Raw genomic sequence first — 26839 nt, forward strand, 5'->3', positions numbered from 1 at the left:
GGCGCGCATTCCACCGCCGCACATCTACTCACCGTGAGCAAAAATCCCCGCAGACGAGCGCGAAATCAGGCGGTACCCACCTTGGACGCCCACCCACTTCCGATCAAAACTTGACACGTGTAAAGTTCGTCGCCATGGACAACATCCGGGGCAAGACCATCGCGATCACCGGCGCCGCCCGCGGTATCGGTTATGCCACCGCCGAGGCGCTGCTCAAGCGCGGCGCCCGCGTGGTGATCGGCGACCGTGACGTGGCACTGCAGGAATCCTCGGTGGCCAAGCTGACCAATCTCGGCCAGGTGTCGGGCTACCCGCTCGACGTCACCGACCGTGAGTCGTTCGCGACGTTTCTGGACAAGGCGCGCACGGACGGCGGCGGTCACATCGACGTGCTGATCAACAACGCGGGCGTGATGCCGATCGGGCCGTTCCTCGAGCAGTCGGAGCAGTCGATCCGGTCCTCGATCGAGGTCAACCTCTACGGCGTGATCGCCGGGTGCCAGCTGGCGCTGCCGGACATGATCTCGCGGCGTCGCGGCCACATCATCAACATCGCCTCGCTGTCGGGTGTGATCCCGGTGCCCGGCCAGGTCGTCTACGTGGGCGCCAAGTTCGGCGTCGTCGGCCTCTCGGCGGCGCTGGCCGACGAGATGGCCCCGCACGGCGTGCACGTGTCGGTGGTCATGCCGCCGTTCACCAACACGGACCTCATCTCGGGCACCCGTGAGACCATCGGCACCAAACCCGTTGAGCCCGAAGACATCGCGGCCGCGATCGTCAAGACGCTGGACAAGCCGAAGACCCACGTGGCGGTGCCGCCTTTCCTGCGGTTCACCGCCCAGGCCGCCCAGTTGCTGGGCCCCCGCGGACGCCGGTGGATGAACCGGAAACTCGGCTTGGACAACGTGTTCCTGGAGTTCGACACCACCAAGCGGCAGAGCTACGAGCAGCGCGCGCAGGCCGCACAGGGCGTGGTCGAGGGGCCGGGCACGAATTAGTCGAACGCCGGCGCAGGATCGCCGTGGCGGAACTCTTCGACCGCCTCGATGTGCTCCAGCAGCGTTTCGGCGGTGAACACGTAGTCGACCGATTCCGCGTCCGCGCCAACGAAGATCACGTGCCAGGTGTCCTCGTCGTCGGCGCCGAGCCAGATCCTCGTCACGGATTCGACTGTGTCACCGGTGATCTCGACTCCGGACGGCGGGAAGAACCACGTCGCGATGTCCTCGGTGGAGTTCTCCACGTCGAACTCCCAGCCCCGGTCGGTGAGCACCTCGTCGACGCTCTCGAGGCTGAGCGGGTCGCCGCCGACCCGGTGTTCGTCGCGGACGGCCCGGCGTTTGCGCCTGCGCGCCTTCTTCGCCTCCGACCGCCGGGACACGTCAGCCCAGCGCCCGGTCCAGGTCCGCGATCAGGTCTTCGGTGCCCTCGAGGCCGACGGAGACGCGCACCACCGCGTCGCCGAGGCCGATGGCCGCCCGGCCCTCCGGGCCCATCGCGCGGTGGGTGGTGGTGGCAGGGTGGGTGATCAGCGACTTCGCGTCACCCAGGTTGTTGGAGATGTCGATCAGCGCCAGCTTGTCGAGCACCTCGAACGCGCGCTCCTTGGCACGGCCCTCGGGCGCGTCGAGTGCGAAGGTGACCACCGTGCCGCCCCCGGTCATCTGCCGCTTGGCCAGGTCGTACTGCGGGTGCGACTCCAGGAAGGGGTAGCGCACCCACGACACCGACGAGTTCTGCTCCAGGAACTCCGCGATGCGGTGCGCGGACCGGTTCGAATAGTCCACCCGCACCGCGAGCGTCTCCAAGCCCTTGAGCAGGGTCCAGGCGTTGAACGCGCTGATCGCCGGGCCGGTGTGGCGCATCAGCTTCTGCACCGGGCCGTCGATGTACTCCTTGTCGCCCAGGATCGCCCCGCCCAGCACCCGGCCCTGACCGTCGATGTGCTTGGTGCCCGAGTAGACCACCACGTCGACGCCGAGCGGGAACCCCTGCTGCAGAAGCGGCGTCGCGAAGACGTTGTCCAGCACCACTTTCGCGCCGGCGGCGTGTGCCAGCTCGGACACCGCGGCGATGTCGACCAGCGACTGCATCGGGTTGGACGGCGTCTCGAAGAACACCGCCTGGGTGGGCACCGAGAGCGCCTCCTCCCACTGCGCGAGGTCGTCACCGTCGACGAACACGGTCTCGATGCCCCAGCGCGGCAGGATCTCGCTGCACACCACGAAGCACGAGCCGAACAGGCTGCGGGCCGCCACCAGCCGGTCGCCGGCGCCGAGCAGCGCGCCCAGTGAGGTGAACACCGCCGCCATCCCGGTCGCCGTCGCGAAACACGCGGGTGCGTCCTCGATCAGACGCAGCCGCTCCTCGAACATCGAGATGGTGGGGTTGCCGTAGCGCGAGTACACGTAACGGTCGATCTCGCCGGTGAACGCCTTCTCGGCCGCAGCGGCGCTGTCGTAGACGTAGCCCGACGTGAGGTACAGCGCCTCGGACGTCTCGTCGAAGCCCGACCGCAGCAGGCCGCCGCGCACCCCGAGGGTGGCCTGGCTGACACCGTCCGGCAGCGGCGTGGGGATCCGGACAGACGGGACTTGGTCCTCGGAGTCGCCCTCGCTCACGACTGGACCCAGGGCAGGCCGACGGCCTTCCAGCCGGTGCTCCCGCGGCGGCGATGCTCGTCGAGATTGCCCTCGAAGCCGTCGAGCACGTTGTACGACGGACCGATGCCGGCCTCGGTGGCCGCCTCGGCGGCCCCGATGGACCGGTTGCCGGACCGGCACAGGAACACCACCGGCCGCTCGCCGGACACCCCGGCCGACCGGAGGTCGGTGACGAAGTCCTCGTTGTGCGAACCGTCGACCCGGTTCCACTCGATGAAGATCACGTCGCGCTGCAGCGACGACAGATCGGGCACGCCGACGAACTTCCACTCCGCGTCGGTGCGACAGTCCACCAGCACCGCGTCGGGGTTGTCGTTCAGGACCTTCCACGCCTCCTCAGGCGTGATGTCTCCGGCGTAGCTCACGGCCGCGAGTCTCCCATATCTAGCTGGGACCGGTCGAACAGACCTTCCACGTGCCGTCCTGCCGCGCGAAGGTGGTCGGGACCCCGGTCTTGGTGTCCGGCGCCTTCTCGAAGTAGTAGGTCACCGTGGCGGTCGCGCGGTCCCCGTCGACGGCCACACCGGTGACGTCGTCGACGAAGCGGGCACCCTTCTTGTCCTTCGAGTCACGGTGCCGGGCAAGGAAATCGGTCTCATCGCCCTGCTGGGCGGCGCAGGTGTTGTCACGGAAGTCGGGATAGGCCTCCCGCTGCAGGGCGTCGTTCTGCGCGACGGCCGCGCGGGCGACCTGCTGCTCGGCGGTCAGTTCCCCGCCGCCCTCGAACAGATTGACCAGCCCGATTGTGATCACCACGAGGACAATGATTGCCAGTGCCCCCAGGAACGGCGCGACCGTCGGCCGGTCCCGGTCTGGTTCGCCGTCCGCTACGGAAGGGTCGGTGGGCTCGGCCATCACCAGAGCTTGCGCAGCGCGGCGCCCACCCGGCGGGCCCGGTCCCGAGCGATGATCACGTCGGGTGCGGTGGCCAGCGCGACGCCCAGCCTGCGGCGGTCCTCGGTCTCGTCGGGGCGGCCGAAGAGCCGCACGTCGCTCTCCTGGGTCTCCAGCGCCTCGGACAGCACGGCGGTGACGTCGGCGGCGGCGGGTTCGGTCACCGGCGCCTCCGCGCCGCCGTAGCGGATCTCCGCGGCGCCCGGCGAGATCATGATCGTGTCGACGGCCAGGCCGAGGATCGCCCGCGCGTGCAGCTCGAACACCGACAGCCGCTGGGAGCGCAGCGTCACCAGGCCGGTGTCGTGCGGGCGGGTCCGGACATCGGAGAAGTACACCTCGTCACCGCGGACCAGCAGCTCGACCGCGAAGACACCGCGTCCGCCCAGCGAGTTGACGATCCGGGCCGCGATCGATTTGGCCGCGTCCAGCGCGGCGGGGTTCATCTGCTGGGGCTGCCAGACCTCGAGCACCTCGTCGCCGTCGCCCTGGCGGTGCCCGATCGGCTCGCAGAACGTCAGTGCCGGCCCGGTCGGCCCGGTGGTGCGCACGGTGAGCAGGGTGACCTCGTAGTCCACCTCGACCACGGTCTCGGCCATCACCCGGCTGTGCGCGATGCGGCCCGCGGCGATGGCCCGCTGCCACGCCGGCTCGACATCCTCGGGGCGCAGCAGCACCGACTGACCGTCGCGCAGCACCCCCGACACCGGCTTGACCACCAGCGGGAAGCCCGCGTGCTCGGCCACGGCGCCGAGCTCCTCGGCCGAACCTGCGAACCAGAACGGCGCGGTGGGCAGCCCCAGTTCGTCGGAGGCCAGCCGGCGCATGCCCTCGCGGTCCAGCGCCAGCCGGGTGCTGCGCGGGGTGGGGAAGACCTCGACGTCGTCGCGTTCGGCGACCGCCAGCAGCGCATCGGTGGCGATGACGCCGGACTCGGCGACCACGTAGCGCGGATTCTCCCGACGGATCAGCGCGGTGAGTTCCTCGGCGTCGTTCATCTTGACCACCGCCGAGCGGTCGGCCACGCCGTGCGCCGCGGCATAGTGCCGGTCGACGGCGATCACGACGGCGCCCAGCCGCTGGAACGCCAGCGCCAGCTCGCGGCTGAGCTCGCCGGAACCCAGCAGCATCACGGTGGCGCGGTGGTCCGCGGGCTCGGCGGCGGTGGCCTGCTGCGACGACGCCTCAGGCGCGACGCCCTCCACCGGCGTGACGGGCTCGCTTGTCGATTCGCCTTCGAGTGATTCAGTCATCGCTCGTCAAGCCTGCCAGATCGGTCCGCGGCGCGACGGGCTCAGCCCAGACACGAGTCGACGTAACACCACCGCCAGCTCTCCCCCGGCTCGGCCGAACGCATCACCGGATGGCCGGTGGCGCGGAAGTGCTCGGTGGCGTGCTGGTGCGGGCTGGAGTCACAGCAGCCGACGTGGCCACAGGTCACGCACACCCGAAGGTGCGCCCACAGCGTCTCGCCGAGCGCCGCGCAGCCCTGGCAGCGGCCCGACGCCGGCGGCACGTGTGCCGAGTCGTCGTCGGCCAGGTGCTCGCACAGCGTCGCGGAGCGCGAGCCCGGGCGTGCGGTGTGTCCGCGGTCGCGGGATCGTGATCTCCTCAACATGTTCTGCCAAGCATGCTGGACAACGATACGGACGCACTACCCGGAGGTCGCGACGTGAATGCCGTGCTGCTGGCGGTGCTGGTGATGTCGCTGCTGCTGGCCGCGGTGGCCCGCCGCCTTGACGTGTCGGCGCCGCTGGCGCTCGTGGTGGCGGGCCTCGGTGTCGGCCTGATCCCCGGCCTGCCCGATATCCAACTCGACCCGGAGCTGGTGCTGTTCGTGATCCTGCCGCCGCTGCTGTGGTCGGCGGGGTTGGAGAGCAGTTCTGTGGCGCTGCGCAGGAACGTCCGGCCGATCGGGCTGCTGGCCGTCGGGCTGCCGCTGGCGACCACGTTCGCGGTCGGCTTCGTCGCCTTCCACACCGTTCCCGAGCTGACCGTGGCGGCCGCACTGACCCTCGGCGCCATCGTCGCGCCGCCCGACGCGGTGTCGGCCACCGCCGTGGGCCGGCGCCTCGGGTTGCCCCGGCAGACCATGACGCTGCTGGGCGGCGAGAGCCTGCTCAACGACGCCACCGCGCTGACGGCGTACAAGGTGGCCCTCGGTGCGGCGGTCGGCACGGCGGTGAGCTGGCGCGACGGGCTCGGCACGTTCGCACTCGCCGCCGTCGGCGGTGTGCTGGTCGGGGGTCTGCTCGGAGCGCTGATCGTCGCCATCCGCGCCAGGCTGAGCGATCCGGTGGTGGAGAGCGCCATCGGGCTGATGGCGCCGTTCGCGATCTACCTGCTCGCCGAGGAGGCGCACGGCTCCGGGGTGATCGCGGTGGTGGTGGCCGCCCTGATCTCCGGGCAGCGCTCGGTGCGCGCGAGCTACGCGACCCGGTTGCAGGACGACGCGGTGTGGCGCGCCGTGCAGCTGGTGCTGGAGTCGTTCGCGTTCCTGCTGATCGGGCTGCAGCTGCCGAAGGTCGTCGGCGAGCTCACCGGGATCTCCGCTCGCACACTGGTGGTCGCCTCGGCGGCGGTGTTCGGGACGGTGCTGGTGGTGCGGCTGGTGTGGGTCTTCCTGTTCGCCTACCTGCCGCGGTGGGTGTCGCCGCATGTCCGGCACGACGAGCCTGCGCCGCCGCCGGCGCAGGTGTTCGTCGTCGCGTGGGCCGGGATGCGCGGGGTGGTGTCGCTGGCCGCCGCCTTCGGCGTCCCGATGACCACGCTGTCGGGGGCGGAGTTCCCCGGTCGCCCGCAGCTGGTGTTCCTCACCTTCGTCGTGGTCGTCGGCACGCTGCTGCTGCACGGTCTGACGCTGCCGTGGCTGATCCGGGTGCTCGGGGTGCAGGGCGACGAAGCGCAGCGGGACGCGCTGGCGGCCGCCGCCGCGCAGTCCAAGGCGGCCCAGGCGGCCGCCGACCGGCTCGACGAGCTGATGGCCGAACAAGAACCCGGCTCGGATGTGCACGAACGCGCCGCCGAGGTGCTGCGGGGCTGGAACAACCGCAGGGCTAATTCGGCGTGGGAGCGGCTGGGCCGCGACGAGGAGGACATCGGCGAGAGCCCGGCGTCGGCCTTCCGGCGGCTGCGGCTGGAGATGCTCGCGGCCGAGCGCGAGACGTTCATCGCCGAGCGCGACGCCGGACGCATCGACGACGAGGTGCTGCGCTCGGTGCTGCGCGGGCTGGATCTGGAGGAGGCGACGCTCAACCGCCGTTAGGCCTGCGGTTCGAGGTAGGCGACGATCGCGTTGGTCAGGCCGCGCCGCGCGACGTCGAGGTCGTAGTACGAGCCGAGCTGACGTTCGGACACCAGGCCCCGCATGGCGCCGGGGATGAACGACGCCACCTCGCGGATGCGTTCGGGATCGACGTCGACGTCGGCGAATGCCGCCTGGCAGGCCTCGATCCAGCCGCGTCCCCACGACTGGAGCTCCGCCGCGGTCTGCGGGTAGAGCCGTTCCAGCTCGGCGCCGTCGCGGGGCAGCGCGGCGCGCAGCGTCTCGATCGCTCGGGAGTCCGGGGCGGACAGGCCGTCGAAGAGCAGGTCGATGATGGCGCCCACGCGTTCGCGCAGCGGCGCGCCGGGCGTCGCCCCGGACGGCAGCCTGCCGCGGCGCTCGGCGGTGCGGCGCAGCACGGCAGCCCACAGCCCGTCGATGTCGCCGAATTGGTATTTGACCGCGCCCCATGTCGCGCCTGCGTCCTTGGCGATGCGGTTTCCCGAGGCGGCGGCCGTATCGCCGGTCGCCAGCGCGTGCAGCGCCGCGTCGAGCATCCCGTCACGGGTGGCCTGGCCACGCCGGTTGGTTCGCCGAGGGCTCTCGGTCCGCGATGCCGACACTTGACGAATCGTAGAGCCCTCTGTGATTCTCGTCCACATGGCGAAACCGCCGCTCTCGATGAAGCCGACGGGCTGGTTCCAGGTGGCCTGGTCCGACGAGGTCGGCGTCGGCGACGTGCACACGATGCGGTACTTCGGCGAGGACATGGTCGCCTGGCGGTCCGAGACCGGCCGGGTGGTGGTGATGAACGCCTACTGCGAGCACCTCGGCGCGCACCTCGGCTTCGGCGGTCACGTCGTCGGCGAGGTGATCCAGTGTCCGTTCCACGGCTGGCAGTGGAACGCCGACGGGCGCAACGTGTGCATCCCGTACCAGGACCGGCCCAACCGGGGCCGCCGCATGCGGACCTACCCGGTCACCGAACGCAACGAGGCCGTCTACATCTGGCACGACGTCGAGGGCCGGGAGCCGTTCTTCGAAGCCCCCGACGTGTTCGCGTCGTTCGCCGACGGCAGCAGCGCCGCCGACTACTTCCCGCAGCAGCGGCTGTTCCGGCAGGGGCTCGAGATGCACCCGCAGTACGTGCTCGAGAACGGGGTCGACTTCGCGCACTTCAAGTACGTGCACGAGACGCCGATCGTTCCGGTGTTCACCCGCCACGACTTCGCCGAACCGGTCTCCTACGTCGATTTCACGATCACCTTCGAGGGCGACGACAAGCAGTCGATCGACGACGTCCGCAGCGGGGTCGAGGCGATCAACGGCGGGCTGGGCATCGCGGTGACCAAGAGCTGGGGCATGGTCGACAACCGCACCATCTCGGCCGTCACCCCGGTCGACGACTCGACCTCCGACGTCCGGTTCATGGTCTACATCGGCAGGCCGGGCAAGCCCGTGCGGGATATCGAACGGGCCCGTGTCAAGGCCGAGGCGTTCGGCGACGAGGTGATCCGCCAGTTCGCCCAGGACATCCACATCTGGTCGCACCAGCGCTATTCCGATCCGCCTGCACTGGCCACGGCCGAGTACGAGGGATTCACCGCGATCCGCAAGTGGGCGATGCAGTTCTATCCCGACGGCCGCGGCGGCAGTGCCGCGGACCTCGCCTCGATGACCGAGAAGGGTTCAGCGACATGACATCACCGATCCGGGTGTTCCAGGTGGCGACGGGCAACGTCGGTTCCGAGATGATTCGCCGTCTGCAGCACCGGACAGACCTGGAACTGGTCGGGCTGCACTGCTACACACCGGAGAAGGTGGGTCGCGACGCGGGAGAGATCGCCGGGATCGACCCGATCGGGGTGACAGCGACCGGCACGGTGGACGAGATCATCGCCGCCAAGCCGGACGTGCTCACATTCCACGGCGTGTTCCCCGACGAGGATCTCTACGTCGCGGTGCTCGAAGCCGGCATCGACATCGTCACCACCGCCGACTGGATCACCGGCTGGCACCGAGACACCAACCACCCGCAACCGTCGGGTAAGCCGGTGTCACAACTGCTTTCGGAGGCCTGCGCGAAGGGCGGCTCGACGTTCTACGGCACCGGCATGAATCCCGGTGTCAACCAGATCCTCGGGGTGGCCTGCTCTGCCGACGTCGCCGAGATCGAGAACGTCACCACCATCGAGTCGGTCGACGTGTCGTGCCACCACTCCAAGGACACCTGGATCGAGGTCGGCTACGGCCTGCCCGTCGACGACCCGTCGATTCCGGGCAAGCTGGAGAAGTACACCCGGGTCTTCGCCGACAGCGTGCTGATGATGGCCGACTGCTTCGGCCTCGAACTCGACGAGGTGGCGTTCAGCTACGAACTCGGCGCCTGCACCAAAGACGTCGACCTCGGCTGGTACCGACTGCCGAAGGGTTCGCTCGGCGGCAACTACATCAAGTACCAGGGCATGATCGGCGGCGTGCCACGGGTGGAGACCCACCTGGAATGGCAGATGACCCCGCACACCGATCCGAGCTGGGACATCAGGGGCTGCTACATCACTCAGATCAAGGGCGATCCCTGTGTCTACAACAAGCACATGATCTTCCCGAAACCCGGTGTCGACCTGTCGAATCCGGAGAACTTCGCGTCGATCGGGATGACAGTCACCGGCCTGCCTGCGCTCAACGCGATCCGCTCGGTGGTGGCCGCGCCGCCCGGACTGCTCACCAGCGCCGACGTGCCGCTGCGCGGGTTCGCGGGTCGCTTCGCGATCTAAGCAGCCTTCGCGATGGCGACAGCGATGTGGAGTTCGACGTGGCTGTCGTAGATCTCGATGGTGCCCGGGGGTGGTGGTGCGGTGGAGTGGTAGGTCCCGCCGGTGGGGGTTTTGAAGGTGGCGCCGTGGATGCGGTCGCGTTCGGTGGTGGTGACCTGCCAGCCGTCGGCTTCTTTGGTGTAGTTGCAGGCCGCGCATTCGCCGAGGCCGTTGAGTGCGCTGGTGGGTCCGCCGCTGTGGTGGGGCTGGGCGTGGTCGTGGTGGCGGATCGGGGCGTCGCAGTACGGCGTGCGGCAGGTCTGGTCGCGCAGGTCGATGAACGTCGCGAGTGCTTTGGGGAAGCAGCGGGATCGGGACTCCATCGCCACCAACGCATTACTTCGCGGGTGCCGGTAGAGCCGGCGCAGGGTGGCCTTGGACCGTTTGTCTCGCACGGCGGCGTTGACCAGGCCCCGGCCCACGGCGGCCGGGATGGGGCCGTAGCCCTGCAGATGGGCCGGTGTCTCGTCGCCGCCGAGCAGGGTCTGATCGGAGATCACCAGGTTGACCGCGACCGGCGCCGCGACGTCGGCGGGGGTGCCGGTGATGCGTTCGACGAGGGTGTCGGCCATGACCTGTCCGCGGGAGCGGTCGTCGAAGGTGGTGTCGGCGGCCCTCTTCAACGCGGCGTAGACACCGACTCCTTGGGCGACGGGCAGTAGCGCGGTCACATAGGTCATGGTGTCGGGTGCGGGGCGGATGGTCACCGTTCGCTCGCCGACGGCTTTGGCGGCCCGGTCCACGACGGCCTGAGGGTCGAGGCGACAGGCGATCTTCTTGGCCTCGGCGGTGATCCGCTTGTCGCCCCACCCGTGCAACTGCCGCATGTTCCCGCATAGTTCGGCGTCGAGGGTGCCGCGGTCGGCGATGCTCAGGCAGGCCGATTCCCGCACGACGAGGGTGGCCCGCCACTCCGAGAGTGCCCCGCGTTCCAGTGCGCGCAGGGTGTGGGGCATTTCGTGGACCAGGGCGCGGGCGAATCCGAGGTGTCGGCCACCACGGTTGGGGGAGTCGCGGCGGGACAGCGCGATCTCGGCGGCCAGCCCGCGGCCCCGCTTGGCGGCGGGCATTCCGGCGGCGGCCTCGGCGGCGCGACGCATCCGGTCCAGTTCGGCGGTGACCCGGGCCTGACCGGCCGCGGCAGCGGATTTCGCCGCCTCCAACTCCTCGAGGCGTGCCCGCAACCGCGCCTCATCGGCACCGGGAGGCACCATGACCAACTCTTCGAACATGTGTTCGAGACTACCGCAGCCCACTGACACATGCGGCAAACGAGCGCGATCTAGATGGCCACCCGTCGGTCGTCGGCCCCGTGCCACGCGTCGACGGCGTCCTGCAGAGGCAGGCCGAGCGCATTGCAGAGCCCGATCACCGTGCCGAAGCTGGGACTGGGCATCCGCCCGACCTCGATCTTGCGCAGCGTCTCCGGTGAGATGCCCGCGTCACGCGCGATCGTCTCCGGGTCGCGTCCGGCGCGGGCCGCCCTGATCAGCGCACCGAGGCGTTGTCCGGCCTTCACCTGCTCCGGGCTCAGGGGTACGCGCACCATGCCGGTCAGCATAGCCGGTATTCAAATACCGGAGCTGGTACCGTCGTGACGGTATAAAAATACCGAGGGTGCACGGAGGCACGCACGTGATCGAACTGAAGACCGCCGCAGAGATCGACAAGATGGCGGTGACGGGCGACTTCGTCGCCGAGACGTTGGCGACGCTGGCGGCCGAGGCGGAACCCGGGATGAACCTGCTGCATCTCGAGCACCGTGCCCGCGCGCTGGTCACCGACCGCGGCGCCACGTCGTGCTACTGGGATTACGCGCCGTCGTTCGGTCGCGGGCCGTTCCGGAACGTCATCTGCCTTTCGGTCAATGACGCTGTGCTGCACGGCATGCCACGCGACCACATCCTTCGCGACGGCGACGTGCTGAGCCTGGACTTCGCGGTGTCGATCGACGGCTGGGTGGCCGACGCGGCCGTCACGGTGATCGTCGGCGAGACCGCCGACGCCGACGACACGGCGCTGATCGAGTCGACGCGGCGAGCTCTCGACGCGGGCGTCGCGGCAGCGGTGCCCGGCGGTCGGCTCGGCGACGTCTCCGCAGCGATCGGCCGCGTCGCCGCAGAGAACGGCTACCGCGTCAACGTCGAATTCGGCGGGCACGGCCTGGGTCGCACGATGCACGAGGACCCCCACATCCCCAACCGGGGACGCCCCGGCCGCGGCCTGCTGCTGCGGCCGGGCATGACCTTCGCACTCGAGCCGTGGTGGGCACGCGGCAGCGACCGGCTGGTCATCGACGCCGACGGCTGGACGCTGCGCTCAGCGGACGGGTCGAACGCGGCGCACTCCGAACACACCATCGCCGTCACCGAGTCCGGCCCGCGCATCCTCACCCCCACCCGGTGCGCACACCGAGCCACGTAACCCAAACCCGTCGCGCCGCGACTCGTCAGTTGCCCGTTCGATCCGCGTTCGCGTGGATCGCCTCGCGGCAGTAGGCCGCGAGGCCCGGGAGCCCGAACGACTCGTCGTAGGTGGCGACGTACCTGGGGTCGCTCACATACATGTCGCCCAGCTTGCGGTGGAAGGCCGGCGGGCAGTCGTAGAACCAGCGATTCACGTGCAGCCGGTGCTTCTCCGCCGCATTCATCGCCTCTTCGGAGTCGGCAGGGAGCCCGGCACGGAAGGCGTCGGACAGGGCCTTCTCGACAGCTTCACCCTCCGACTTGATCTGGATCCAATCGTCGCGGCCGTACGACTTGGTTCGGCGCTGCGATTCCTTCCACTCAGCCGTCTCGCCCCACTTCTGCTCGGCCTCTGCCTGATAGTCGTCGAAGCCCTCACCAAACAGTTCGCGCATGTCGTCGTCGGTCATGGGGGTGTTCGTCATTGCTTTCTCCAATGCCTGATCGATGGCCTCGATGAGGTCCTTCATCTCATCGAGCTGAGACATGACGCGTTCGCGCTGGCGAATCAGGTGGCTGACCACGTCACCCTCGTCCAGCAGGCTCGCGATCTCCTCCAGCGACAACCCGAGCCGGCGGTAGACGATGACCTGAGACAAGCGCGTCAGGTCCGCCGCCGTGTACACCCGATACCCGGAAGCGGTACGCCGACCAGGGGTCAACAACCCGATGTGGTCATAGTGGTGAAGCGTCCGCACCGTGATGCCATACCGCTCCGCGACGTCGCCCACGGTGAGTTCGTCCACCTGCATCTCCTGCGTCACGCCAATCAGGCTGAGGCCTCACGTCGCGTGAGGGTCAAGCTAACCGTCCACCTCGCGCTGGAAGGCCAGCATCGCCTCGAGCACAGCCGCGAAGGTGCGGTGCGCGGCGGCGAGATCGCGATCGGAGAGGCCGGACATGGCGCGGTGGTTGTGGTCGGCCAGCGGCGCGAAAAACCCCTTCGCCACGGCCATGCCGTGGTCGGCCACCCGCAGCAGCACCTTGCGCCGATCGGTCGGATCCGACTCGCGTTCGAGGTGCCCCGACGCGATCATCCGCTCCACCAGGTAGGTGATGGCCGCTCCGGACAGTCCCATCCGCTGCCGCAGCTCGCCCGCGGTCAGCGGGGCGCCCGCCGTGTCGGCCACCATGACGTGCAGAAGTGCGCGGAAGTCGTTCACCGAGACGTCGTGCCGCGCCGCGAACAACCGGCCGACGCGTTCGGACTCCGCGGTGAGCGCCCGCACGTCCGCGGCGATCACCGCCTCCAGCTCCGCCCGGTCCACCCCGACAGCGTAACCGCTGTTCGTTCACTTGATTAATATTTCAGTATCTGAAATATTCGAACGATGTCCGGTCGCTTCTCCTGGGTGCTCGCCCTCATCGTCGTCGCGTTCTCCGGTGCGCTGCTCGGCCTGGTCGGCAGCGGGGATTCCGGCAGCCAGTCGCCCGTGTCCGTACCGTCCGACGCGGAGTCGGCGCGAGTCACCGCCCTGCGCGCAGACTTCCCCGACGGCGACCTGGTGCCCGCCGTCCTCGTCGTCACCCGCACCGACGGGACCGCCCTGACGCCCGCGGACGTCGACGCCACCGGACAGGCCCGCCAACGCATGCTGGCCGTCGCCCGTACCGACGGCGCCGCGGGCCCGCCGGTGGTGGTCTCCGACGACGACCTCGCCGCGGTGACCACCGTGCCGCTGAGCGGCGACCTGTCCGGATTCGCCCTCAACGACGCCGTGAAGGGACTGCGGACCGCCGCGTCCGACGGCCTGCCCGCCGACCTGCGGGCCGAGGTGACCGGCGGCCCGGCGTTCGGGGCCGACATCGCCAACTCCTTCGCCGGCGCGAACATCACCCTGCTCGCGGTGACCGCGGCGGTGGTGGCCGTGCTGCTGATCGTCACCTACCGGTCGCCGGTGCTGTTCCTGGTGCCCCTGGCCGTGATCGGCTTCGCCGACCGGGTGGCCGCCGTGGCGGGCACCGCCGTCGCCGAAGCCCTCGGTATGAGCCCCGACGGTTCCACCTCCGGGATCACCAGTGTGCTGGTGTTCGGCGCGGGCACGAACTACGCGCTGCTGCTGATCTCGCGCTACCGCGAGGAACTCGGCCGCGAGGAAGACCACCGCAACGCGCTGCGGACCGCGGTGCGCAGCGCCGGCCCGGCGATCGTCGCGAGCAACGCCACCGTGGTGCTGGCACTGCTGACGCTGGTGTTCGCGTCCGCACCGAGCACCCGCAGCCTCGGCGTGCAGGCCGCGTCCGGTCTGGTGGTGGCCGCGGTGTTCGTGCTGCTGGTGCTGCCACCGCTGCTGCGCCTCTTCGGCAAGCGCCTGTTCTGGCCGTTCATCCCCCGCACCGGCGCGACACCGCTCACCGACAGCGGTGTCTGGCACCGGATCGCCGACGGGGTGGCGCGCCGCCCGGGCCGCGTCGCGGTGGTGTCGATCGCCGCGCTGGCACTGCTGTGCACCGGCCTGCTGAGCACCCCGCTCGGGCTGTCGCAGACCGAACAGTTCCGGGTGCAGGCCCAATCGGTCACGGGCTACGAGCGGTTGGCCGACCACTTCCCCGGCGGCGTCACCGATCCCACCCGGGTGATCGGCCCGACGACACAGGCCCCTGCGATCCAACGGGCCATCGACGACACCGACGGGGTGGTGTCGGTGAGTCCTGCCGGCCAGTCGCCGTCGGGTCTGACGCAGTGGTCGGTGGTGCTCGACGCCGAACCGGCCTCCGAGCAGGCCTTCGACATCGTCGACCGGCTCCGAGATTCGGTGCACGAAGCGGATCCCGCGGCGCTGGTCGGCGGATCGGACGCGCAGGCCCGCGACATCGGCGCCGCCGCCACGCGCGACCGACTGGTGGTGATCCCGGCGATCCTGGCGGTCGTGCTGCTCGTGCTGTACGCGCTGCTGCGTTCCGCGCTGGCGCCGCTGGTCCTGGTGGCGGTGACCGTGCTGTCGGCACTCGCCGCGATCGGCCTCGGCGGCTGGGCCAGCGTGCACCTGTTCGGCTTCCCCGCACTGGACAACTCGACGCCGCTGTTCGCGTTCCTGTTCCTGGTGGCACTCGGCGTGGACTACACGATCTTCCTCGTCACCCGCGCCCGCGAGGAGACGCCCGAACACGGAACCCGGCAGGGCATCGTGCGCGCGGTGTCCGCGACCGGCGCCGTGATCACCAGCGCAGGCATCGTGCTGGCCGCGGTGTTCTGCGTGCTGGGCGTCCTGCCGCTGATCGTGCTGACCCAGGTCGGCATCATCGTCGGGCTCGGCATCCTGCTGGACACCTTCCTGGTGCGCACCGTGATCATCCCCGCGTTGTTCACCCTGATCGGACCGCGCATCTGGTGGCCCGCGCTGCGGCCGCAACCGTGACACCGCGGCGACCCTCGTCGACACGCTGACCGGGGACTTCCTCGCACGCGGGTAGCGTCGTGAGATGACCGACGTCGAGGCGGAGCCGCTGCCGCCGTTGCACATGCGCCGCAACGACTTCGATCCCACCCCCGAACTGCGGGAGATCCGCGAGTCCACGGGTGTGCGGGTTGCCAAGAGCGCCTTCGGCATGGACGTCTACCTGGTCACCCGCCACGAGGACGCCAAGGCCGTGCTGTCGGATCACCAGCGCTTCGCCAACGGCAGGCCGCCGGGCTTCGCGATCCCGGGCGCCCCGACGCTGTCGGAGGACGAACAGCAGCGCAACCGGGCGGGGAACCTGCTCGGCCTCGACCCGCCCGACCACCAGCGGCTGCGCCGGATGCTCACACCCGAGTTCACCATCCGGCGGATCAAGCGGCTCGAACCCCGCATCGTCGCGATCGTCGACGAACACCTCGACGCAATGGAAAAGGCAGGCGCGCCAGCAGATCTCGTCGAAGGATTCGCGCTGCCGATCCCATCGCTGGTGATCTGCGAACTGCTGGGCGTGCCGTACGAGGACCGCGCCGACTTCCAGCGCCGGTCCGCACGCCAGCTCGACCTGTCCATCCCGATCGCCGACCGGTTCGAGCTGCAGCGGCAGGGCCGCGACTACATGCACTCACTGGTCACCCGGGCGCGGGTGCAGCCCGGCGACGACATCCTCGGCATGCTGGTGCGCGAGCACGGCGACGAGCTGACCGACGACGAACTCGTCGGCGTGGCGAGCCTACTGCTGCTGGCCGGCCACGAGACCACGTCGAACATGCTGGGGCTGGGCACCCTTGCCCTGCTGCGGCATCCCGATCAGCTGGCGGCGGTGCGCGACGATCCCGATGCGGTGGCGCCCGCGGTCGAGGAGCTGCTGCGCTGGCTGTCCATCGTGCACAGTGCCATCCCCCGCATCACCACCACCGACGTGGACGTGGCGGGGGTGCACATCCCCGCCGGCCAGCTGGTGTTCGTATCGCTGCCGACGGGCAACCGGGACCCGAACTTCGTCGACGCACCCGAGAAGCTCGACATCTCCCGCGGCGCGATGGGGCACCTGGCCTTCGGCCACGGTGTGCATCACTGTCTCGGCGCACCGCTGGCCCGGATGGAGATGCGGATCGCCTTCCCCGCGCTGCTGCGCCGCTTCCCGCGGCTCGCGCTCGCCGAACCGTTCGAGGATGTGCAGTTCCGGTCGTTCCACTTCATCTACGGACTACGGTCGCTGGCAGTGAGTTGGTAGCAGGGGTGGTGATGAGCGGATGAGGGTCGAAGCCGAACAGGACGCGTGCATCGCGTCGGGAAACTGCGTCATGGTCGCGGACGCGGTGTTCGACCAGGACGACGACGGCATCGTCGAGGTGATCGTCGACGAGGTGCCCGCCGGCGAGGAGGACCACGCCCGCGAGGCCGTCAAGCTGTGCCCGGCCTCGGCGCTGCGGATCGCCGCGGAGGATTAGCTCGGCGATTTCTTGGGATCGGTAGTCCCGGTCCCCCTCTGTACTTGTCCCACGACGGCCGACACGGCCGAGGACGAGACCACCGAGGAGCACCCGATGAACGCCGCCGACAACCTCGACACCGCAGCCCACACCGGCGCGGTCGACCACGAGACGATCCGCTCCGCCGACCTCGCGGTGCTCTCCGCCGAGAGCACGCAGGCGTCGGCGTGGTCGAACGCGCTCGCCGACCTCCACGGTCCGATCGACGACTCGATCGACGGCCACGACCCGATCGACGACCACATCCGGCCCGGCCGGTCGAAGGCGTTCAGCAACGGCGTGGTGGCAGCGGCGATAGCGGGTGCCGTCGGCGCCTTCGCGGTTCTCGGCGTGGTCGTCTCGCAGTACTACACCGAGCCGCATCCGCCGGCGCCCGTGGCGGTGACACCCGGCGCGGTCGTCGTGCCCGCGACCCCGGCCGCGGCGCCGGCCGCTCCGTCGGTCGCCGCCGTCCCGACAGTGGTGACGGCCCCCGCGAACCACCAGCCCGTCCCGGTCCGCGTCAGCAACAACCGCCCGGCGGTCCCGGTCAAGGCTCCGGTGCGTCCCGCGCCGGTCGCGGCTCCCGCCCCCGCACCGGCCGCACCCGCACCGGCGCCCGCCCCGGCTGTCGCGCCGCCCCCGGTCGTCATCCTCAACATCCCGGTGCCGCAGCTGCCGCCGCTGCCCCAGGCTCCCGCTCCCGCGGATCCGGCACCGGCCGCTCCCGCCGACCCGGCGCCGGCCGACCCCGCCCCGGCCGAACCCGCTCCTGCGCCGGCCGACCCGCCCGCCGAGCCGGTGTTGCAGCCGCTGGCTCCGCTCGCGCCGCCGGTTCTCGACCCCGCGCCGGTGGTGCAGCTGGCACCGTGACGTGTTCTTGTCCGATCGGACACCGGCTTCTAAGGTCGAAAACGTTCGTTCGAGGAGGTGTCCCATGCGGATCGCCGTAGCCGGCGCGACCGGCAACATCGGAGCCCGGACCGTCACCGCCCTGGAGCGCGACGGCCATGAGGCGGTGCGGATCAGCCGTTCACTCGGCGTCGATCTGTTGTCGGGTGACGGTCTCGACGCCGCCCTGGCGGGTGTCGACGCGGTGATCGACACGGTCAGCTCTCCGCCGGTCAGTGCGGCCGAGACGGTCGCCTACTTCGGCACCATCACCGCGAACCTGCTGCGGGCCGAGGCCCGCGCCGGCGTGGGCCACCACGTCCTGCTGTCGATCGTCGGAGTGCACCGACTCGAGGGCAACGCGCACTACGCGGGCAAGCGGGAACAGGAGCGGCTGATCGCCGAGGGCGTCGACGGGGTCACGGTGCCGTGGACGGTGGTGCCCGCCACGCAGTTCCACGACTTCGCCGAACTCGCGGTCGGGTGGACCGAGCACGAGGGCGCGGCCACCATCGCACCACTGCTCGTCCAGCCCATCGCGCCGGACGACATCGCCGAGGTGCTGGCCGAAGTCGCCGTCGGCAAGCCGCGAGGCCGCTACGTCGACGTCGCCGGACCCGACCCGCAGGATCTCGTCGACATGGCCCGCCGCACCCTCGCACTGCGCGGACGCGAGGTGAAACTGATCCCCACCTGGGACGGCGTATTCGATCAGTCGATGGCCGGCAAGATCATGCTGCCCGGTCGGGACGCGCGCATCGCCCCCACGAGCTTCGACGACTGGCTGGCCGCCGGCGGCTAGCGCCTCTCGCCCGCCTCGTGGTCGCCCCAGTGCACCACGCCGGCGCGGGCCAGCAGCAGCACGCTGACCAGCAGCACCCACACCGGGAACGCCAGCACCAGCCATGCGCTCACGTCACCGGCGAGCAGCAGCGCCACCGCGACCAGGTAGGTGGCGTACACCAGCGGACGCGGCATGAGCCCGGTGCGCAGCCAGATCGTCGCCAGCGAGATCATGAACACCGCCGCCATCCGCACGCCGTAGGTCTTGCTCAGCGCGTTGAGCAGTGACTGCCCGAACGCCACCACCTCGGCGTGCACCGCGGAATTCTCCGACACCGCCCTGGTGGCGATCAGGCCCTCGCCGACCGCCACGGTGGTGAACATCATCGCCAGGAACAGCAGTCCACTGCCGATGAAAACGCTCGCGAAGAACTTGTCCTCGTAACGGCCGAGGCCGTCGCGGACGACGCCGATGAACCACAGGAAGGCGATGCCCGCGAACGGCATCAGCACCGACGCCCACCGCAGCCGGCCACTGGCTCCGTCGACCCACTGCGAGCCCGGCGCGCCACCCTCGGGTAGTGCGGTACGGATGAGAATCAATGCGGCGCCGAACAACAGGGCGAACAGCACCCCCGCCACTGCCGCGGCCTTGGGCGTCGTCAGCCTGCGCAGATGATGTTCGACCACGCGGTCATGGTGTCACGCTCAGGGCTGTCCGGGCAGCAATCTGATCATCAGGCCGTTCGCCTCGGCCAGCAAATTGCCTTCGGGATCGCGCATCTCGGCGTTGACGAACGACTTACGGCCCTGCGCCTCGCGAACCCAGCCACGCACTGTCAGCGTGGTGTCGATCGGCGTCACCTTGCGGTAGTCGACGTGCAGGAACCCGGTGCGACTGATCGGCCTGCCGGTGGCGTGGATGACCATCCCGAACACCGAGTCGAACATCAGCGGCAGCACCCCGCCGTGCACCGCGTAGTTGCCGCCGACGTGAAAGCGGCTGAACTGCACGGTCAGTTCGACGGCTTCGGCGTCGAACTTCGTCACCCGGTACGGCGCCATCAGCAGGCTGCCCGCGCCCGGCAGTTCAGGAACCCGGTTGGCCGGGCCGACGCCCTCGGCGGCCTCGAACGGGTCGAGCAGCGCGACGAGCGCTTCGACGTGCTCAGCGGCCTTCTCCCACGTCTCGGTGTCCGGAGCGGCCGACACCGCCAGGTCCTGGGCGCGACGCATCGCGGTCAGGAACCGCGCGAAGCCGGGGCCGGGGTCCGCCCGCTCGAAGTTGGGAAACCCGCCGTGCCTGTCGTATTCGGGATCGACCAGCCGCGGGTCGTCTGTCATGCCTCGACTCCCACTCGCTCCGGTCCTCGCTCGTACCTCGCTGCGATCCTCACTCGCGATCGTCTTCGGGAAGTCATGCCTTCGCCGCCAGGATGTCGCGGCGCACAATCGTCTGCTCACGGCCGGGACCGACGCCGATGCACGAAACATGCGCTCCGGCAAGCTCTTCGAGCCGCAACACGTAGTCGCGCGCCTTGGCGGGCAGGTCATCGAACTCGCGCGCGGTGGAGATGTCCTCCCACCACCCCGGCAGCTCCTCGTAGATCGGCTCGGCGATCGCGATGTCGGACTGCGTCATCGGCATGTCGTCGGTGCGCTTGCCGTTCACCCGGTAACCCACGCACACCGGCACGGTCTCCAGGCTTGACAGCACGTCGAGCTTGGTCAGGAAGTAGTCGGTGATCCCGTTGACGCGGGTGGCGTAGCGGGCGATCACCGCGTCGAACCAGCCGCAGCGCCGCGGCCGTCCGGTGGTGACGCCGACCTCGCCGCCGGTCTTGGCCAGATAGGCGCCGTACTCGTCGAACAGTTCGGTGGGGAACGGGCCCGATCCGACGCGGGTGGTGTAGGCCTTGAGGATGCCCAGCACCGTGGTGATGCGGGTGGGCCCGATCCCCGATCCGACCGAGGCCCCACCGGCCGTCGGATTCGACGACGTGACAAAGGGATACGTGCCGTGGTCGACGTCGAGCAGCGTGCCCTGCGAACCCTCGAGCAGCACCGTCTCACCGCGTTCGAGGGCCGCGTTGAGCAGCAGCCGGGCGTCGGCGATGCGGTGGGTGAACCCCTCGGCCTGGGCCAGCAGGTTGTCCACCACCTCGGCGGCGTCGAGAGCCTTGCGGTTGTAGATCTTCACCAGCATCTGGTTCTTGAGTTCCAGTGCCACCTCGATCTTCTCGGTCAGCTGGTGGGGGTCGAGCACGTCGGCGACCCGGATGCCGATGCGGGCGATCTTGTCCTGGTAGCAGGGTCCGATGCCGCGGCCGGTGGTGCCGATCTTCTTGCTGCCTGCGTACCGCTCGACCACCTTGTCGATCGCCACGTGATAGGGCATCAGCAGGTGCGCGTCGGCCGAGATGAGCAGCCGGTCGGTGTCGACGCCGCGGTCCTCGAGCCCGCGCAGTTCGGTGAGGAGCACGCCGGGGTCGACGACGACGCCGTTGCCGATCACGTTCGTCACGCCGGGCGTCAGGATCCCGGACGGGATCAGGTGCAGCGCGAAGTTCTCGCCGGTGGGCAGCACCACGGTGTGGCCGGCGTTGTTGCCGCCCTGGTACCGCACGACCCACTGGACGCGCCCACCGAGCAGATCGGTGGCCTTTCCTTTGCCCTCGTCGCCCCACTGGGCGCCGATGAGCACGATTGCCGGCATGGCTTCTCCGCTTCAGTGCGTGAAAATGACGTGTGCAGCCGGTGAGCTACCTTATCCGACCGGACACATACCCGTTTGCGAGGAGCTTTCCTTGACCACCACCGACGTCGCGGTGCTGCGCTGTGGCGACCGCCCGGCGCCGCGGCCGCTGCGGATGCTGCCGACCGTCGAGCTCGACGAGGTCGACCGGTGCAGGCGGGTCGTCGTGACCGGGGACCCCGCGCAGCTGGCGGCCGTGCTGACCCGGCTGCTGCGCGCCGACCGGCTCGACGTCGAGGTCGCCCTCGCAGGCCGGTTCGGGGCGGGACGGGCAGTGACCGCGCCGGCGAGGCAGGTGCCGCTGATCCGCGACGACACCGGGACCGCGCTGGTCGGGACGGCGTCCTGGACGGGCTCCCCGGAGGGCACACCGCTGACGGGCGAGGCCGTCGTCGACGACACCGTGCTGTTCGACGGCGACGTGCACGGTGTGCGGATCGAACCGACGGCGTCACTGCCGGGTCTGCGGGCCGCGGTGCTCTCGCCGCGCGGGCGGCCGCGCGGTTGGGTCTCGGGGCGCGCCGTGCAGCTCGGCACCCCGGCGGCGACGCTGACTCGCGACGGCGTCGCGGCGCCGCGGCCGGTGAAGCGCTCGACGTTCTACCGGCACACCACGGGCTGGCTGCGCGTCGGCTGACTCGGCGTCCCTAGCGCGACCTGGGCACCGCCGTCGACCACAGCGCCCATGCCACCAGCACCGGCTGGAACGCCAGCCGCACCAGCCGCTTGCGGTCGGAGTCCAGGCCGAAGGCGTCGCGCTTGCCGCGGTACTGCGCGATGTTCCCGGGGAACACCGCGACGAAGAACGCCGCCAGCAGCCGCCCGACGAGCACCCGGTCGCGTCGCAGCACGGCCAGCCCGGCCCCGAGCATGATCTCCACGGCGCCGGACGCCACCACCACGCCGTCGGTGTCGATCGGCGCCGTCTTCGTCACCCAGTCGGGCACCTGGGCCTGGAAGTCCTTGCGCCCCCAGAACAGGTGGCTCAGCCCGGCGAACACCATCGCGCCCGCGAGCAGCAGCCGGGCCGCCGTGCGCAGCGGCGTGGACGGCGGCGGACCGGCCGGGACCGGCGGCGGCAGCGCAGGAGGTGGCGCGGGAGGAGCGATCGTCGTCATGGGTCCTTCTTACCGAAGATCGGTAGCGTCGAATCGTGAGCATTCGTTCGCCGCGCCAGTCGGTGCGGCCCAGCCCGGTCTTCCTGGCCATCGTCGCGCTCACCGCGGCGGGCGGTGTGCTGGCGTGGCTGGCCGCCGACACCGTGAAGCCGCTGGCCTATGCGGGCGTGTTCGTGTTCGTGATCTCCGGCTGGCTGGTGTCGCTGTGCCTGCACGAGTTCGGGCACGCCTTCACGGCGTGGCGGTTCGGCGACAAGAGCGTCGAAATGCGCGGGTACCTGACGCTGAACCCACTGAAGTACACCCATCCGCTGCTGTCGCTGGGCCTGCCGGTGCTGTTCATCGCGCTCGGCGGCATCGGGCTGCCGGGCGGTGCGGTCTACCTGCGCACGTCGTGGATGACGGCCCGGCAGAAGACGCTGGTCAGCCTGGCCGGGCCCGCGGCCAACGTGGCGCTCGCCATCCTGCTGCTGACGTCGACCCGGCTCTTCTACGACCCCGCGCACGCGGTGTTCTGGGCGGGCATGGCGTTTCTGGGCTTCCTGCAGGTGACGGGTGCGCTGCTCAACCTGCTGCCGGTGCCCGGGCTGGACGGCTACGGCGCGCTGGAGCCGCACCTGAGCCCGGACACGCAGCGCTCGCTGGAGCCCGTCAAGGGCTGGGGCTTCCTCATCCTGTTGGTGCTGCTGCTGGTGCCGGAGCTCAACCAGTGGTTCTTCGGCGGGGTGTACTGGCTCTTCGAGCTCTCGGGTGTGCCGTCGGGGCTGAGTGCGGTCGGCAATCAGCTGACCCGATTCTGGTCGGCCTGGCTGTAGGGAACCCTTGCGATATATGCGTCTTTGCGCATAGATTGCTGGCATGGGCGCCGGGCACGACCACAGTCACGGCGGGGGCGACACCCGGGTGAGCCGGATGATCATCGCCGCCGCGATCCTGTCGGCGTTCTTCGTCCTCGAACTCGTCACCGCGCTGTGGATCGACTCGATCGCGCTGCTCGCCGACGCCGGGCACATGCTGACCGACCTCGTGGCGATGTTCATGGGGCTGACGGCGGTCCTGCTCGCCCGGCACGGCAGCGCGTCGCCGGCGCGTACCTACGGCTGGCACCGAGCGGAGGTGTTCACCGCCGTCGCGAACGCTGTGCTGCTGCTCGGCGTGGCCGCGTTCATCCTGTACGAGGCGTTCGAGCGGCTCGGTGACGCACCCGAGGTGCCGGGCGTCCCGCTGATCATCGTCGCGCTGGCCGGCCTGCTCGCCAATGCGGTGGTGGTGCTGCTGCTGCGCTCCCAGTCCGAGCAGAGCCTGGCCGTCAAGGGCGCCTACATGGAGGTGGTGGCGGACACCGTCGGCAGCATCGGGGTGCTGATCGCCGGCATCGTCACCGTCACCACCAGCTGGCCCTACGCCGACGTGGTGGTCGCGGTGTTCGTCGCGCTGTGGGTGTTGCCGCGGGCGTTCGCGCTGGCCCGGGCCGCCCTGCGCATCCTGTCGGAGTCCTCACCCCAGCACATCGACGTCGAGGAACTGCGCTCGGCGCTGTGCGCGGTCGACGGCGTCACCGAAGTGCACGACCTGCACGTGTGGACCCTGGTGCCCGGCAAGGACATGGTCACCGCGCACCTGACGTCGGAGGCCGACTCGGCCCGGGTGCTCGACGACGCCCGCGCGGTGCTGACCGCGCGTGGACTCGACCACGCGACCGTGCAGGTGGAGCCGCCGGCGGGCGCTGCGGACTGCAACTGCGAGAACAGCAACTGGTAGCCGCGGCCGGCGCCGTGAGGTCAGGCCAGCCCGAACTCGCCGCGCGCCGAGGGGTCGCAGTCGTCGAGCAGATCCAGGCAGCGGGCGTACTCGTCGGTCTCGCCGATGGTGTCGGCGGCCTTGGCCAGCGCCGCCACACAGCGCAGGAAACCGCGGTTGGGCTCGTGCCGGAACGGCACCGGGCCGAAGCCCTTCCAGCCGTTACGGCGCAGCTGGTCCAGGCCCCGGTGATAGCCGGTCCTGGCGTAGGCGTAGGCGGCGACCGCCTGGTCGGCGGCCAAGGCCTGTTCGGCCAGCGTCGCCCACGCCACCGACGCCGAGGGATGCGCCGCGGCGACGATGGACGGATTCTCGCCGGCGTCCAGTTCGGCCTCGGCCTCGCTGTCTCCGGGCAGCAGCACCGGCTCCGGTCCCAGGAGGTCGCCCATCCGCGTCATGAGGCCATTGTGCCGTGCGGTTCGGCGTGGCACTCCAGCGCACCACCCGAGCCGGGTCGATAAGCTTCCGGCGTAGGACGCGCGGAGGAGGAAAGCAGCAGGGATGTCGAACCCACCAGGGCCGCAACGAGGCGAAGAGCCGACCGAGCCGACGGCCGACGCGCAGGAGCAGATTCCGACGGCCGAATCCGGAGAATCGGAGCCGACCCCCGAGTCCGCCGCCGAGACCGAGGTCATCGACGTCCAGCAGGCGGACGGCGGGCACGAGCCGGCCACCGAGGCGATCGCGGCGACGCCGCGGGAACCCGAACCGCACGACGCCGAACCCGAGGACGCAGTCCTGGTGCCGGTCGAGCACGATCACGAACCGGCGACCGAGGTCTTCGCCTCCACCTCACAGCCCACCGATCCGCAGGCCGAATCGCAGGCGGGCGAGCGCCGGTTCACCGCGCCGTCCGGTTTCGACGCGGGCACCACGCAGAAGATCGACAGCCCGCAGGAGCCGGCCACCGAGGTGTTCGCGACATCCGCAGCTCCGGCAGGCGGCGACTCGGCGGGTCAGCCGAAAGCGGCCACCCCGCAACTGATCCCGCCACGCGGCGAGCAGCCGCGACCACCGCAGCCCACGAAGAAGCGCAGCTGGGGCTGGGTCGCGGCCGTCGTGCTGGTGATCGCCGCGCTGGCGGCCATCGCGATCCTCGGCACGTTGCTGCTGACCCGCGGCTCGGACGGCGGGGTGTCGCAGGAGGAACAGGTCCGCACGACCATCCAGAACTACGACACCGCGATGCAGAAGGGCGACCTCGCGACGCTGCGCAGCATCACCTGCGGCGCCACCCGTGACAGCTACGTCAAGTACAACGACCGGACGTGGGCCGACACCCACGCCCGGGTGTCGGCGGCCAAGCAGTATCCCGTCGTCGCGAGCATCGACCAGGTGGTGGTCAACGGTGATCACGCCGAGGCCAACGTCACCACCTTCATGGCGTTCGCGCCGCAGACCCGCTCGACGCGGAGTTTCGACCTGCAGTTCCGCGACGACCAGTGGAAGATCTGCCAAGCGCCCGCCAACTAGGCGGTGACCGACTTGCCGTCGCTGTGCAGGTCCCGGCAGGCCTCGACGACGCGCTCCGACATCGACGCCTCGGCCTTCTTCAGGTAGCTGCGTGGGTCGTAGACCTTCTTGTTGCCCACCTCGCCGTCGACCTTGAGCACACCGTCGTAGTTGGTGAACATGTGCGCGGCGACCGAGCGGGTGAACGCGTACTGCATGTCGGTGTCGACGTTCATCTTCACCACGCCGTACTTCAGCGAGTCCTCGATCTCCGACTTCAGCGAGCCCGAGCCGCCGTGGAAGACGAAGTCGAAAGGCCTTGCGTCGGAGCCAAGTCCGAGCTTCGCGGCGGCCACCCGCTGTCCTTCGGCGAGCACCTCTGGCTTGAGCTTGACGTTGCCCGGCTTGTACACGCCGTGCACGTTGCCGAAGGTGGCGGCCAGCAGGTACTTCCCGTGCTCGCCGGTGCCGAGCGCGTCGACGGTCTTCTCGAAGTCCTCGGCCGAGGTGTAGAGCTTGTCGTTGATCTCGGCCTCGACGCCGTCCTCCTCGCCGCCGACCACGCCGATCTCGATCTCCAGCACGATCTTCGCGGCGACGGCCTGGGCTAGCAGTTCCCGCGCGATCGACAGGTTCTCGTCGATCGGCACCGCCGACCCGTCCCACATGTGCGACTGGAACAGCGGATTGCGACCGGCCGCCACCCGTTCGGCGGAGATCGCCAGCAGCGGGCGGACGTAGGTGTCCAGCTTGTCCTTCGGACAGTGGTCGGTGTGCAGTGCGACGGTCACCGGGTAGCGCTCGGCGACCACGTGCGCGAACTCCGCCAGCGCGACGGCGCCGGTCACCATGTCCTTGACACCGAGGCCGGACGCGAATTCCGCACCGCCGGTTGAAAACTGGATGATGCCGTCACTGCCCGCGTCGGCGAAGCCCTTGATCGCCGCGTTGACGGTCTCCGACGACGTGCAGTTGATGGCGGGAAAAGCGAACGAGTGTTCCTTGGCGCGGCCGAGCATCTCGGCGTACACCTCGGGCGTGGCGATCGGCATGGGAGCCAGTAT

31 protein-coding genes are annotated in these 26839 nt (G+C 70.0%); 14 read left to right on the plus strand and 17 right to left on the minus strand.

Annotation, left to right across the window (positions count from 1 at the left end):
- Positions 1 to 134: 134 nt before the first annotated feature.
- Positions 135 to 998, plus strand: coding sequence for an SDR family oxidoreductase (locus AB0K11_RS12900; protein ID WP_364976976.1), 864 nt, complete (start codon positions 135 to 137; stop codon positions 996 to 998).
- Here AB0K11_RS12900 and AB0K11_RS12905 read toward each other — a convergent pair.
- The 6 genes from AB0K11_RS12905 to AB0K11_RS12930 are packed head-to-tail and all read right to left on the minus strand — an operon-like array spanning position 995 to position 5175.
- The gene (locus AB0K11_RS12905; RefSeq protein WP_364976978.1) at positions 995 to 1381 is read right to left on the minus strand and encodes a hypothetical protein; all 387 of its coding nucleotides are present in this window, start codon (positions 1379 to 1381) and stop codon (positions 995 to 997) included. The genes AB0K11_RS12900 and AB0K11_RS12905 overlap by 4 nt on opposite strands.
- 1 nt (position 1382) lies before the next feature.
- Positions 1383 to 2621, minus strand: coding sequence for an O-succinylhomoserine sulfhydrylase (locus AB0K11_RS12910; protein WP_364976980.1), 1239 nt, complete (start codon positions 2619 to 2621; stop codon positions 1383 to 1385).
- On the minus strand, positions 2618 to 3028 hold the full coding sequence (locus tag AB0K11_RS12915) for a rhodanese-like domain-containing protein (RefSeq protein WP_364976982.1): 411 nt from the start codon (positions 3026 to 3028) through the stop codon (positions 2618 to 2620). Before AB0K11_RS12915 ends, AB0K11_RS12910 begins: the two co-directional genes overlap by 4 nt.
- A 19-nt stretch (positions 3029 to 3047) precedes the next feature.
- Positions 3048 to 3518, minus strand: a complete 471-nt coding sequence (locus AB0K11_RS12920) for a lumazine-binding protein (RefSeq protein ID WP_364976984.1) — start codon at positions 3516 to 3518, stop codon at positions 3048 to 3050.
- Positions 3518 to 4810: a formate-dependent phosphoribosylglycinamide formyltransferase gene (purT, locus tag AB0K11_RS12925; RefSeq protein WP_364976986.1), complete on the minus strand. Its 1293-nt coding sequence runs from the start codon at positions 4808 to 4810 to the stop codon at positions 3518 to 3520. The genes AB0K11_RS12920 and purT overlap by 1 nt, the downstream gene beginning before the upstream one ends.
- Before the next feature lie 41 nt (positions 4811 to 4851).
- Positions 4852 to 5175, minus strand: a complete 324-nt coding sequence (locus AB0K11_RS12930) for a UBP-type zinc finger domain-containing protein (RefSeq protein ID WP_364976988.1) — start codon at positions 5173 to 5175, stop codon at positions 4852 to 4854.
- A 54-nt stretch (positions 5176 to 5229) separates the two neighbouring features.
- Here AB0K11_RS12930 and AB0K11_RS12935 point away from each other — a divergent pair, with 54 nt between their 5' ends.
- A complete protein-coding gene (locus AB0K11_RS12935) occupies positions 5230 to 6822 on the plus strand; it encodes a Na+/H+ antiporter (RefSeq protein ID WP_364976990.1) in 1593 nt (530 codons plus the stop codon).
- Here AB0K11_RS12935 and AB0K11_RS12940 read toward each other — a convergent pair.
- Entirely contained in the window at positions 6819 to 7379 is a 561-nt protein-coding gene (locus AB0K11_RS12940; protein WP_364978400.1) for a TetR/AcrR family transcriptional regulator, read from the minus strand. The genes AB0K11_RS12935 and AB0K11_RS12940 overlap by 4 nt on opposite strands.
- Before the next feature lie 103 nt (positions 7380 to 7482).
- On the opposite strand from AB0K11_RS12940, the gene AB0K11_RS12945 reads away from it, so the two are divergent.
- Positions 7483 to 8523 (plus strand): Rieske 2Fe-2S domain-containing protein, encoded by a 1041-nt coding sequence (locus AB0K11_RS12945; RefSeq protein WP_364976992.1) that lies wholly within the window; start codon positions 7483 to 7485, stop codon positions 8521 to 8523.
- The gene (locus tag AB0K11_RS12950) at positions 8520 to 9599 is read left to right on the plus strand and encodes a dihydrodipicolinate reductase (RefSeq protein ID WP_364976994.1); all 1080 of its coding nucleotides are present in this window, start codon (positions 8520 to 8522) and stop codon (positions 9597 to 9599) included. The genes AB0K11_RS12945 and AB0K11_RS12950 overlap by 4 nt, the downstream gene beginning before the upstream one ends.
- Here AB0K11_RS12950 and AB0K11_RS12955 read toward each other — a convergent pair.
- Together AB0K11_RS12955 and AB0K11_RS12960 are read right to left on the minus strand one after the other, a co-directional pair.
- Complete coding sequence (locus AB0K11_RS12955; protein ID WP_364976996.1) at positions 9596 to 10870, minus strand: DUF222 domain-containing protein; 1275 nt, start codon at positions 10868 to 10870, stop codon at positions 9596 to 9598. The two genes, AB0K11_RS12950 and AB0K11_RS12955, sit on opposite strands and share 4 nt — an antisense overlap.
- Positions 10871 to 10920: 50 nt before the next feature.
- On the minus strand, positions 10921 to 11187 hold the full coding sequence (locus AB0K11_RS12960; protein WP_364976998.1) for a helix-turn-helix transcriptional regulator: 267 nt from the start codon (positions 11185 to 11187) through the stop codon (positions 10921 to 10923).
- 86 nt (positions 11188 to 11273) lie between these two features.
- On the opposite strand from AB0K11_RS12960, the gene map reads away from it, so the two are divergent.
- Positions 11274 to 12062: a type I methionyl aminopeptidase gene (map, locus tag AB0K11_RS12965; protein ID WP_364977000.1), complete on the plus strand. Its 789-nt coding sequence runs from the start codon at positions 11274 to 11276 to the stop codon at positions 12060 to 12062.
- A 25-nt stretch (positions 12063 to 12087) separates the two neighbouring features.
- On the opposite strand, the gene AB0K11_RS12970 is transcribed toward map, so the two are convergent.
- Together AB0K11_RS12970 and AB0K11_RS12975 are read right to left on the minus strand one after the other, a co-directional pair.
- Positions 12088 to 12849: a MerR family transcriptional regulator gene (locus AB0K11_RS12970; protein WP_364978403.1), complete on the minus strand. Its 762-nt coding sequence runs from the start codon at positions 12847 to 12849 to the stop codon at positions 12088 to 12090.
- Positions 12850 to 12906: 57 nt separating this feature from the next.
- Complete coding sequence (locus tag AB0K11_RS12975) at positions 12907 to 13371, minus strand: MarR family winged helix-turn-helix transcriptional regulator (RefSeq protein WP_364977002.1); 465 nt, start codon at positions 13369 to 13371, stop codon at positions 12907 to 12909.
- Positions 13372 to 13434: 63 nt separating this feature from the next.
- Between AB0K11_RS12975 and AB0K11_RS12980 the strand changes: the two genes are divergently transcribed.
- The 5 genes from AB0K11_RS12980 (at position 13435) to AB0K11_RS13000 (ending at position 18669) form a co-directional block, all read left to right on the plus strand.
- Positions 13435 to 15462: an MMPL family transporter gene (locus tag AB0K11_RS12980; RefSeq protein WP_364977004.1), complete on the plus strand. Its 2028-nt coding sequence runs from the start codon at positions 13435 to 13437 to the stop codon at positions 15460 to 15462.
- Positions 15463 to 15526: 64 nt separating this feature from the next.
- Complete coding sequence (locus tag AB0K11_RS12985) at positions 15527 to 16738, plus strand: cytochrome P450 (RefSeq protein WP_364977006.1); 1212 nt, start codon at positions 15527 to 15529, stop codon at positions 16736 to 16738.
- Positions 16739 to 16757: 19 nt separating this feature from the next.
- Entirely contained in the window at positions 16758 to 16955 is a 198-nt protein-coding gene (locus tag AB0K11_RS12990) for a ferredoxin (RefSeq protein ID WP_364977008.1), read from the plus strand.
- Between the two features lie 96 nt (positions 16956 to 17051).
- Positions 17052 to 17849, plus strand: coding sequence for a hypothetical protein (locus AB0K11_RS12995; RefSeq protein WP_364977010.1), 798 nt, complete (start codon positions 17052 to 17054; stop codon positions 17847 to 17849).
- 64 nt (positions 17850 to 17913) lie between these two features.
- Positions 17914 to 18669 carry an NAD(P)H-binding protein gene (locus tag AB0K11_RS13000; protein ID WP_364977012.1) on the plus strand — a complete coding sequence of 252 codons (756 nt, stop codon included), beginning with the start codon at positions 17914 to 17916 and terminating at the stop codon, positions 18667 to 18669.
- Here AB0K11_RS13000 and AB0K11_RS13005 read toward each other — a convergent pair.
- From AB0K11_RS13005 to AB0K11_RS13015, 3 genes are all read right to left on the minus strand, one after another.
- A complete protein-coding gene (locus AB0K11_RS13005; RefSeq protein WP_364977014.1) occupies positions 18666 to 19340 on the minus strand; it encodes a hypothetical protein in 675 nt (224 codons plus the stop codon). The genes AB0K11_RS13000 and AB0K11_RS13005 overlap by 4 nt on opposite strands.
- A gap of 18 nt (positions 19341 to 19358) precedes the next feature.
- On the minus strand, positions 19359 to 19994 hold the full coding sequence (locus AB0K11_RS13010; RefSeq protein WP_364977016.1) for a PaaI family thioesterase: 636 nt from the start codon (positions 19992 to 19994) through the stop codon (positions 19359 to 19361).
- A 73-nt stretch (positions 19995 to 20067) separates the two neighbouring features.
- Positions 20068 to 21366 (minus strand): adenylosuccinate synthase, encoded by a 1299-nt coding sequence (locus AB0K11_RS13015; protein WP_364977018.1) that lies wholly within the window; start codon positions 21364 to 21366, stop codon positions 20068 to 20070.
- A 154-nt stretch (positions 21367 to 21520) separates the two neighbouring features.
- On the opposite strand from AB0K11_RS13015, the gene AB0K11_RS13020 reads away from it, so the two are divergent.
- Positions 21521 to 22042: a hypothetical protein gene (locus AB0K11_RS13020; protein ID WP_364978406.1), complete on the plus strand. Its 522-nt coding sequence runs from the start codon at positions 21521 to 21523 to the stop codon at positions 22040 to 22042.
- A 10-nt stretch (positions 22043 to 22052) separates the two neighbouring features.
- Here AB0K11_RS13020 and AB0K11_RS13025 read toward each other — a convergent pair whose 3' ends face one another.
- A complete protein-coding gene (locus tag AB0K11_RS13025) occupies positions 22053 to 22409 on the minus strand; it encodes a hypothetical protein (protein WP_364978409.1) in 357 nt (118 codons plus the stop codon).
- Between the two features lie 149 nt (positions 22410 to 22558).
- Between AB0K11_RS13025 and AB0K11_RS13030 the strand changes: the two genes are divergently transcribed.
- Both AB0K11_RS13030 and AB0K11_RS13035 read left to right on the plus strand, forming a co-directional pair.
- Entirely contained in the window at positions 22559 to 23338 is a 780-nt protein-coding gene (locus AB0K11_RS13030) for a site-2 protease family protein (RefSeq protein WP_364977020.1), read from the plus strand.
- 43 nt (positions 23339 to 23381) lie between these two features.
- Positions 23382 to 24284: a cation diffusion facilitator family transporter gene (locus AB0K11_RS13035; RefSeq protein ID WP_364977022.1), complete on the plus strand. Its 903-nt coding sequence runs from the start codon at positions 23382 to 23384 to the stop codon at positions 24282 to 24284.
- A 20-nt stretch (positions 24285 to 24304) separates the two neighbouring features.
- Here AB0K11_RS13035 and AB0K11_RS13040 read toward each other — a convergent pair whose 3' ends face one another.
- Complete coding sequence (locus tag AB0K11_RS13040) at positions 24305 to 24721, minus strand: DUF3151 domain-containing protein (protein ID WP_364977024.1); 417 nt, start codon at positions 24719 to 24721, stop codon at positions 24305 to 24307.
- A 103-nt stretch (positions 24722 to 24824) separates the two neighbouring features.
- On the opposite strand from AB0K11_RS13040, the gene AB0K11_RS13045 reads away from it, so the two are divergent.
- Entirely contained in the window at positions 24825 to 25796 is a 972-nt protein-coding gene (locus AB0K11_RS13045) for a DUF4878 domain-containing protein (protein WP_364977026.1), read from the plus strand.
- Here AB0K11_RS13045 and fbaA read toward each other — a convergent pair.
- Positions 25793 to 26827 carry a class II fructose-bisphosphate aldolase gene (gene fbaA / locus AB0K11_RS13050; protein ID WP_364977028.1) on the minus strand — a complete coding sequence of 345 codons (1035 nt, stop codon included), beginning with the start codon at positions 26825 to 26827 and terminating at the stop codon, positions 25793 to 25795. The genes AB0K11_RS13045 and fbaA overlap by 4 nt on opposite strands.
- Between the last annotated feature and the right edge of the window lie 12 nt (positions 26828 to 26839).

The sequence above is a fragment of the Mycobacterium sp. NPDC050551 genome, from assembly GCF_040674075.1.
Classification (GTDB): domain Bacteria; phylum Actinomycetota; class Actinomycetes; order Mycobacteriales; family Mycobacteriaceae; genus Mycobacterium.

Bases quoted from the DNA above. Each gene is read 5' to 3' on its own strand.
- AB0K11_RS12900 (WP_364976976.1), top strand. From the start codon at position 135: ATGGACAACATCCGGGGCAAGACCATCGCGATCACCGGCGCCGCCCGC.
- AB0K11_RS12920 (WP_364976984.1), bottom strand. From the start codon at position 3,518: ATGGCCGAGCCCACCGACCCTTCCGTAGCGGACGGCGAACCAGACCGG.
- purT (WP_364976986.1), bottom strand. From the start codon at position 4,810: ATGACTGAATCACTCGAAGGCGAATCGACAAGCGAGCCCGTCACGCCG.
- AB0K11_RS12930 (WP_364976988.1), bottom strand. From the start codon at position 5,175: ATGTTGAGGAGATCACGATCCCGCGACCGCGGACACACCGCACGCCCG.
- AB0K11_RS12940 (WP_364978400.1), bottom strand. From the start codon at position 7,379: ATGCTCGACGCGGCGCTGCACGCGCTGGCGACCGGCGATACGGCCGCC.
- AB0K11_RS12945 (WP_364976992.1), top strand. From the start codon at position 7,483: ATGGCGAAACCGCCGCTCTCGATGAAGCCGACGGGCTGGTTCCAGGTG.
- AB0K11_RS12950 (WP_364976994.1), top strand. From the start codon at position 8,520: ATGACATCACCGATCCGGGTGTTCCAGGTGGCGACGGGCAACGTCGGT.
- AB0K11_RS12955 (WP_364976996.1), bottom strand. From the start codon at position 10,870: ATGTTCGAAGAGTTGGTCATGGTGCCTCCCGGTGCCGATGAGGCGCGG.
- AB0K11_RS12960 (WP_364976998.1), bottom strand. From the start codon at position 11,187: ATGGTGCGCGTACCCCTGAGCCCGGAGCAGGTGAAGGCCGGACAACGC.
- AB0K11_RS12980 (WP_364977004.1), top strand. From the start codon at position 13,435: ATGTCCGGTCGCTTCTCCTGGGTGCTCGCCCTCATCGTCGTCGCGTTC.
- AB0K11_RS12985 (WP_364977006.1), top strand. From the start codon at position 15,527: ATGACCGACGTCGAGGCGGAGCCGCTGCCGCCGTTGCACATGCGCCGC.
- AB0K11_RS12990 (WP_364977008.1), top strand. From the start codon at position 16,758: ATGAGGGTCGAAGCCGAACAGGACGCGTGCATCGCGTCGGGAAACTGC.
- AB0K11_RS12995 (WP_364977010.1), top strand. From the start codon at position 17,052: ATGAACGCCGCCGACAACCTCGACACCGCAGCCCACACCGGCGCGGTC.
- AB0K11_RS13000 (WP_364977012.1), top strand. From the start codon at position 17,914: ATGCGGATCGCCGTAGCCGGCGCGACCGGCAACATCGGAGCCCGGACC.
- AB0K11_RS13010 (WP_364977016.1), bottom strand. From the start codon at position 19,994: ATGACAGACGACCCGCGGCTGGTCGATCCCGAATACGACAGGCACGGC.
- AB0K11_RS13015 (WP_364977018.1), bottom strand. From the start codon at position 21,366: ATGCCGGCAATCGTGCTCATCGGCGCCCAGTGGGGCGACGAGGGCAAA.
- AB0K11_RS13020 (WP_364978406.1), top strand. From the start codon at position 21,521: ATGCTGCCGACCGTCGAGCTCGACGAGGTCGACCGGTGCAGGCGGGTC.
- AB0K11_RS13025 (WP_364978409.1), bottom strand. From the start codon at position 22,409: ATGGTGTTCGCCGGGCTGAGCCACCTGTTCTGGGGGCGCAAGGACTTC.
- AB0K11_RS13035 (WP_364977022.1), top strand. From the start codon at position 23,382: ATGGGCGCCGGGCACGACCACAGTCACGGCGGGGGCGACACCCGGGTG.
- AB0K11_RS13040 (WP_364977024.1), bottom strand. From the start codon at position 24,721: ATGACGCGGATGGGCGACCTCCTGGGACCGGAGCCGGTGCTGCTGCCC.
- AB0K11_RS13045 (WP_364977026.1), top strand. From the start codon at position 24,825: ATGTCGAACCCACCAGGGCCGCAACGAGGCGAAGAGCCGACCGAGCCG.
- fbaA (WP_364977028.1), bottom strand. From the start codon at position 26,827: ATGCCGATCGCCACGCCCGAGGTGTACGCCGAGATGCTCGGCCGCGCC.